Annotated in this window: 7 protein-coding genes; 3 read left to right on the top strand and 4 right to left on the bottom strand. The window is 68.7% G+C overall.

Going from position 1 to position 6,894, the window contains the following annotated elements; genetic code table 11:
* Positions 1-2,364 (bottom strand): DNA mismatch repair protein MutS (gene mutS / locus P3W97_RS01295; protein ID WP_300843162.1); only part of this gene is annotated, 2,364 nt, incomplete at its 3' end.
* A gap of 104 nt (positions 2,365-2,468) precedes the next feature.
* Positions 2,469-3,422, bottom strand: coding sequence for an inositol monophosphatase family protein (locus tag P3W97_RS01290; protein WP_300843161.1), 954 nt, complete (start codon positions 3,420-3,422; stop codon positions 2,469-2,471).
* Between the two features lie 84 nt (positions 3,423-3,506).
* On the opposite strand from P3W97_RS01290, the gene P3W97_RS01285 reads away from it, so the two are divergent.
* Positions 3,507-4,277, top strand: a complete 771-nt coding sequence (locus P3W97_RS01285) for an RNA methyltransferase (protein WP_300843160.1) — start codon at positions 3,507-3,509, stop codon at positions 4,275-4,277.
* A 26-nt stretch (positions 4,278-4,303) separates the two neighbouring features.
* A complete protein-coding gene (gene cysE / locus P3W97_RS01280; protein WP_300843159.1) occupies positions 4,304-5,074 on the top strand; it encodes a serine O-acetyltransferase in 771 nt (256 codons plus the stop codon).
* A gap of 22 nt (positions 5,075-5,096) precedes the next feature.
* Here cysE and mog read toward each other — a convergent pair whose 3' ends face one another.
* A complete protein-coding gene (gene mog, locus P3W97_RS01275; RefSeq protein WP_300843158.1) occupies positions 5,097-5,693 on the bottom strand; it encodes a molybdopterin adenylyltransferase in 597 nt (198 codons plus the stop codon).
* A gap of 10 nt (positions 5,694-5,703) precedes the next feature.
* The gene (gene yjgA / locus P3W97_RS01270; protein ID WP_300843157.1) at positions 5,704-6,333 is read right to left on the bottom strand and encodes a ribosome biogenesis factor YjgA; all 630 of its coding nucleotides are present in this window, start codon (positions 6,331-6,333) and stop codon (positions 5,704-5,706) included.
* Between the two features lie 22 nt (positions 6,334-6,355).
* On the opposite strand from yjgA, the gene P3W97_RS01265 reads away from it, so the two are divergent.
* The coding region (locus P3W97_RS01265; RefSeq protein WP_300843156.1) for a DNA gyrase modulator at positions 6,356-6,894 on the top strand (539 nt) is incomplete at its 3' end.

Raw genomic sequence — 6,894 nt, 5'->3', positions numbered from 1 at the left:
GGCCAGGCGAGCCACCTGCACCCCATAGCTGCGGCTGGCTGGGCCCGGCTCGATCTGGTGCAGAAAAACGATCTCGCGGCCTTTGCCTTCGACCGCGCTGACATGCACATTGACCGCTGCGGGGTGGCGCGCGGGGAACTCGGTCAGCTCGAAGTAGTGCGTGGCAAACAGCGTGAAGGCGCGTACGCGGTCGTGCAGGTAGGTGGCGATGGCGCTGGCCAGCGCCAGCCCGTCGAAGGTCGAAGTGCCGCGGCCGATTTCGTCCATCAGCACCAGACTGTGCTCGGTGGCGCCGTGCAGGATCTGCGCTGCCTCGGTCATCTCGAGCATGAAGGTGGACTGCGCGTTGGCCAGATCGTCAGCGGCGCCGATGCGGGTATGGATGGCGTCGATGGGCCCCAGATGGCAGCTTTGCGCTGGCACATGGCTGCCGATGCTGGCCAGCAGCACGATCAGCGCCACCTGGCGCATGTAGGTGGACTTGCCCCCCATGTTGGGGCCGGTGATGATCTGCAGGCGCGTGCGCGCATCCAGCACCGTATCGTTGGGGATGAAGGGGCCAGTGCCCGTTTCTTGCAGACGTGCTTCGACCACCGGATGGCGGCCTTGGCGGATTTCGATGCGCGGCTCGGGCACGAAGCGGGGGGCCTGCCAGTTCAGGGTCAGCGAGCGCTCTGCCAGTGCCGCCAGCACGTCCAGCGTGGCCAGCGCCCGCGCCAAGGCGCCCAGCGCGGGGACATGGGGTTGCAGCTCGTCCAGCAGCCGCTCGTACAGCCACTTCTCGCGCGCCAGCGCGCGCTCCTGGGCGCTGAGCGCCTTGTCCTCGAAGGCCTGGAGCTCTGGTGTGACAAAGCGCTCGGCGTTTTTCAGCGTTTGGCGGCGGCGGTAGTCATCCGGCACCTTGTCGAGCTGGCCCTGCGTGACCTCGATGTAGAAGCCGTGCACCTTGTTGTACTGCACGCGCAGGTTGGCGATACCGGTGCGCTCGCGTTCGCGCGCCTCCAGGTCGAGCAAAAAGGCATCGGCGTTGGCCTGGATGGCGCGCAGCTCGTCCAGCTCGGCGTCGTAACCCGGCGCGATCACGCCGCCGTCGCGGATCAGGGCCGCGGGTTCGGGCAGCAGCGCGCGCGCCAGCAGCGCCGCCACGGCCAGTGGCGGGCGCAGGTCGGTTGCCGCGCGCTGCAACAGCGTGGCGGGGTGGGTATCGGCCAACATCGCCACCGTCTGCGCCAGGTGGTCGGCACGCTGCAGGGTTTGCGTCAGGCCGGCCAGCTCGCGCGGGCGCACCTGCCGCAGCGCGATGCGCGCCGCCAGGCGCTCGACATCGCTCAAGCCACGTAGGCCCCGGCGCAGATCGTCGGGGCCGTGGGTGCGCAGCACGCCGATGGCGGCCAGCCGCTCACGCGCGACGGCGCGGTCGCGCGGCGGCTCCAGCAGCCAGCGCCGCAGCAGGCGGCTGCCCATGCCGGTGGCGCAGGTGTCCAGCAGAGACAGCAGGGTGGGCGCGGATTCACCGCGCAGGGTTTGTGTCAGCTCCAGATTGCGGCGCGTGGTGGCGGGCAGCTCGATCCACTCCTGCGGCCGCACTACGCGCAGCGCACGCACATGCCCCAGTTGCCGGCCCTGGGTGTGTTCGGCATAGTCCAGCAGCGCCGATGCCGCGGCATGCGCCTCGGGCAGGTCTTGCGCCCCCCAGCCGGCCAGTGTGGCCGCTTGCAGCTGGTCGCACAGCTTGCGCTGACCCAGGGCGGCATCGAAGGCCCAGGCCGGCCGCACCGTCAGGGCGGGGCGCACGGCGGTGGCCGCTGCGTCCAGCCAGCTGCGCAGCTGGGCTTCGGCGGCGGGCGCCAAGTCACCGCCGTGCAGCACCTCGTGCGGGGCCAGGCGCTGCAGCCAGCCGCGCAGCTCGGCCCAGTCGCATTCGGCCATGTGAATGGTGCCCTCGGTCACCGCCATCCAGGCCAGTCCGCAGCGCCGGCGTGCGCCCAGGTGCAAGGCCAGCAGGAGCGCGTCGGTCTTGTCGGCCAAGAGTTCGCTGTCGGTCAAGGTGCCGGGCGTCACCACGCGCACCACTTGCCGCTCCACCGGCCCCTTGGCAGTGGCCACGTCGCCCACTTGCTCGCAGATGGCCACCGACTCGCCCAGCCGGATCAGCCGGGCCAGGTAAGTCTCCACCGAATGGACCGGCACGCCGGCCATCACCACCGGGGCGCCGGCCGACTGCCCGCGCGTGGTCAGCGTGATGTCGAGCAGCCGCGCGGCCTTGTGGGCATCGTCGTAGAACAGCTCGTAGAAATCCCCCATGCGATAGAAAACCAGCGTATGGGGGTAATCCGCCTTGATACGCAGCCACTGCGCGATCATGGGTGTGTGCGCCTGCAGCGGTGCGGGGGGCGCACCGCCGATGGCATCGGGGGGCGACGTGGGTGCCGTCACCATCGTCGGCAGCGGGGGTTGTCCCCCAGCCATCACCACGGCGCGTCGCTGGCGCCTGGGGCTTCGCCGCTGGGCGCACCATCCCGCGCGCGCTCGCCCGTGTGCTCGTCCGCAGCGGGTTCGCGCGACACGCCTTCGGCGCTGTGGGCGGCCTGCGCCGTCTTCTCGTGCACAGCGGCAAACTTGCTGTATTGGCCCAGCAGCCCCACGAGTTGCCCGTAGATGCGCGGGTTGGCGGCCAGGCATTCCTTTTGTTCCAGGAAGTCGGCCTCGCCGGTGAAGTTGCCGATCAGACCGCCCGCCTCGGTGACCAGCAGTGCGCCAGCCGCTACGTCCCAGGGGCTCAGACCCATCTCGAAAAAGCCGTCGCTGAAGCCCGCTGCCACATAGGCCAGATCCAGCGCGGCCGAGCCGGGCCGGCGCACGCCTGCCACGCGCGGCATCACCTCGCCCAACATACGCAGGTAGGTCTGAAACGCATCGCCAGGGCGGAAGGGAAAGCCCGTGCTCAGCAGGCAGTCGCGCAGCTGGGTACGCTTGGCCACGCGGATGCGGCGATCGTTGAGATAGGCGCCACGCCCCTTGCTGGCGGTAAACAGGTCGTTGCGCGATGGGTCGTAGATGACCGCCTGATCCAGCCGCCCGTCCACCATCAGCGCGATGCTCACGCAATACACCGGAAAGCCGTGGATGAAGTTGGTGGTGCCGTCCAGCGGATCGATGATCCAGGTGTAGGTGCGGCCTTTGCCCTTGCCCTCCCGGCGACCGGACTCTTCGGCCCAAATGCCGTGGTCGGGGTAGGCACCGTGCAGCGTATCGATGATGGCGGCTTCGGCGGCGTGGTCGACCTCGGTGACGAAATCGTTGGTCTGCTTGGCACCGACGCGCAGGCTGTCGAGATCCAGCGAGGCCCGGTTGATGAGGGCGCCGGCGGCGCGCGCGGCCTTGATGGCCACGTTGAGCATGGGGTGGAGGTGAGCAGACATAGATTGTAGGCAAGAGCACGGCGGCTGCGCGATGGCAGCGACAATAGATGCGATTCTACCGATGCCCCATTGTTTCGCCAAACCATGCGCCCGGACATTCCCGCCCGCTTCGTCCTCATCGAGCCCAGCCATGCCGGCAACGTCGGCGCGGCGGCGCGCGCGATCAAGGTCATGGGCTTTGCCGACTTGGTGCTGGTGCGGCCGCGCTGGCCGGATGTGCTGCAACGCCCAGAGGCCATCGAGCGGGCCAGCGGTGCGACTGATGTGCTCGCCCGCGCCCGCGTGGTCGACACGCTGGACCAGGCCCTGGAGGGCATGGACCATGTGTGCGCCACCGCGATGACCCCGCGCGACTTTGGACCCCCGACGGCCACGCCGCGCGCGCATCTGGCCGCGCTGGCGCCGCGCGCTCGTACCGGCGAGGTGGGCGGGGTGGCGTTTTTGTTCGGCCCCGAACGCTACGGCATGGCCAACGAGGATGTCTACCGCTGCCATGTGTGCCTGCGCATCCCCACGGCGTCGGACTACGGCTCGCTCAACCTGGCGGCGGCGGTGCAGTTGATTGCGTACGAGTGGCGACAGGCGCTGGGCGGCTTCGATGCCGAGTCCGTCCCGGCGCGCGCCCGCGGCGCTGTGGCCGATCCGCCAGCCGATGCACCGACCGTCTCGGCCATGTTGGCGCACTGGCAGGAGGCCTTGGTTGCGGTGGGCTATCTGGACCCGGCCGCGCCCAAAAAGCTGATGCCGAGGCTGCGCCAGTTGTTGCAGCGCGCCGCCCCCACCCGGTCCGAAATCCATATCCTGCGCGGGGTGGCGCGCGCCATCATCGATACTGCCCGTGGTGGCAGGCGCTAGACTCGCAACGTTGTCGCCAGCCTGCCATGTTTGGACGCCTCAAAGCCGATATCGACGCCATCCTGGAGCGCGACCCCGCAGCGCGCTCGCGCTGGGAGGTGGTGACCTGTTATCCGGGGTTTCACGCCATCGTGCTGCACCGGCTGGCGCATGCCTGCTGGCGCAGCGGCTGGAAGTGGCTGGGACGTTGGATTTCGCACTGGAACCGCTGGCTTACGGGCATCGAAATCCACCCCGGCGCCCGCATCGGCGAGCGCGTCTTCATCGACCACGGCATGGGGGTGGTAATTGGCGAGACCGCCGAGGTCGGCGACGGCTGCACCATTTACCACGGGGTCACGCTGGGCGGCACGTCGCTCTACAAGGGCGCCAAACGCCACCCCACGCTGGGCTGCAATGTGATCGTGGGCGCCGGCGCCAAGGTATTGGGGGGCTTCGTGGTGGGCGACGGGGCCAAGATCGGCAGCAATGCGGTCGTGACCAAGCCGGTACCGGCCGGCGCCACGGCGGTGGGCAACCCGGCGCGCATCATCGTGGCCGATGCAGACGAACGGCGCGAGGCCGCTGCGGCCAAGATGGGCTTTTCGGCGTACGGCGTGACGCAAAGCGACGATCCGCTGAGCCAAGCGCTGCGCGGCTTGATCGACAACGCGGCCAGCCATGAACACCAAATTGCGATGCTGTGGCAGGCCATCGAGAAGCTGGCCTGCGCCCAGCGCGACGGCTGCGTGCCGTCGGATGCCGCAAAGACCGAGCATTTCGAGGCCGAGCGGCTCAATCGGCTGATCGGCAAATGAGCATGCGCCCGGCGCGAAGCGCTCAATTTGGGGCAGGACGCAGGGCCGACTTGGGCCGAAAGGCGGCGCACACCGCCTCGTTCGTCTCCAGGTACGGGCCACCGATCAGGTCGATGCAGTAGGGCACGGCGGCAAAGATGCCGTGCATCACGGGTTTGCCGTCGCCGTCGCGCAGTCCCTCCAGCGTCTCGGCGATCGACTTGGGCTGGCCCGGGAGATTGATGATCAGGCTGCGCCCGCGGATCACGGCGACTTGGCGCGACAAAATCGCCGTGGGCACGAAGCGCAGACTGATCTGGCGCATCTGCTCGCCAAAGCCCGGCATTTCCTTGTCAGCCACGGCCAGCGTCGCCTCGGGGGTCACATCGCGCGCTGCCGGGCCGGTGCCCCCCGTGGTCAGGATCAGGCTGCAGCCGGCCTGATCGGCCAGCTCGATCAGCGTGGCGCTGATCTGCTCGCGCTCGTCTGGGATGAGCCGCTCGACGAAGATGATGGGGTTTTTCAGCGCGCGGCCCAGCCAGTCGCGCAGCGCTGGCAGGCCCTTGTCCTCGTAAATGCCTTGGCTGGCGCGGTCGCTGATGGAGACAATGCCGATGGTGACGGGGTCGTAGGCGCTCATGGTCGGTGTGTCATGCGAGGGGGGAATCGGCGCGCGCGTCGAGCGCGGCGCGCACATACTGGAAGAGTTCGCGATAGGCGCGTCCCTGGCGCTGGGCTTGACCGGGGGCCGCGTCGGGGCGCGCTTCGGCGTCCTTGCGCGCTTGGCGGACCAAGGCGCGCAGCCGCTGCCAGTCGGCCTGCGGCTCCACATCGCGCCAGGCGTCCAAGGCTGTGTCGTCGGCGAGCAGCCGCTCGCGCCAGCGCTCGGCCTCATGCAGGCGCTGCGTCTCGGCGGCGCTGCCCCGGTGTTGTTCGGCGACCGCGGCCTCGATGGCGGTGACCTGTCCCTCGTCGAGCTGGCGCATCAGCTTGCCAATGTATTGCAGCTGTCGGCGCCGGCCCTCGAAGTCGTCGATGCGCTTGGCCTGGGCGATGGCGTCCAGCAACGCATCGGGCAGCGCCAGGCGCTGCAGCAGCGGGGCCTTGAGTGTCAACAGCTGCTCTCCTACGGTCTGCAAGTGGGCGCTTTGCTTTTTCAGATCGGTCTTGCTGCGTTCGGCATCCCACTTGGCGGCGCGCTTGAGTTCGGCGTCTTCTTCGCTGCCATAGGCGACGAAATGGCCTTGGACGAAATACCCTTTGGGTGGCTTGCGTGGCATGGCCGCTATCATAGCCAGCCACATGAAAGTCACCCGCCTACAAAAAACCGCCCGCGCCACCTACGGCGCGCTGCCGGGGTTTCAGTTTTCGCAAGAGCAGTTTCGCGCCTTGGCCGACCAGGCGCTGCAGCACGCCCGCCTGCTGGGCGTGGCCGATGCCGCGGTCGAGGTATCCGAAGGCAGCGGCCTCAATGTCTCGGTGCGCTGCGGCGCCTTGGAAAACGTCGAGCGCAACCGTGACAAATCCCTGAGCGTCACCGTCTATCTGGGGCTGCGGCGGGGCCATGCCTCGACGTCGGACTTCTCGGCCGAGGCCGTCCGCCGCACGGTGCAGGCAGCGTATGACATTGCACGCTTCACCGCCGAGGATCCTGCCGCGGGGCTGCCGGACGAAATCGATGTCGCCAACGACTATCCGGATCTGGAGCTCTTTCACCCGTGGTCCATCACGGCCGAACAGGCGGCCGAGCTGGCGCTGCGTTGCGAGGCCGCGGCCTTTGCCGTCAGCCCGCGCATTACCAACAGCGAGGGCGCGGCCGTCTCGGCGCAGCAGTCGCATTT

It is taken from the genome of Tepidimonas sp., from assembly GCF_029335975.1.
GTDB lineage: Bacteria > Pseudomonadota > Gammaproteobacteria > Burkholderiales > Burkholderiaceae_C > Tepidimonas.
This window is presented reverse-complemented; position numbering and strand designations above follow the sequence as displayed.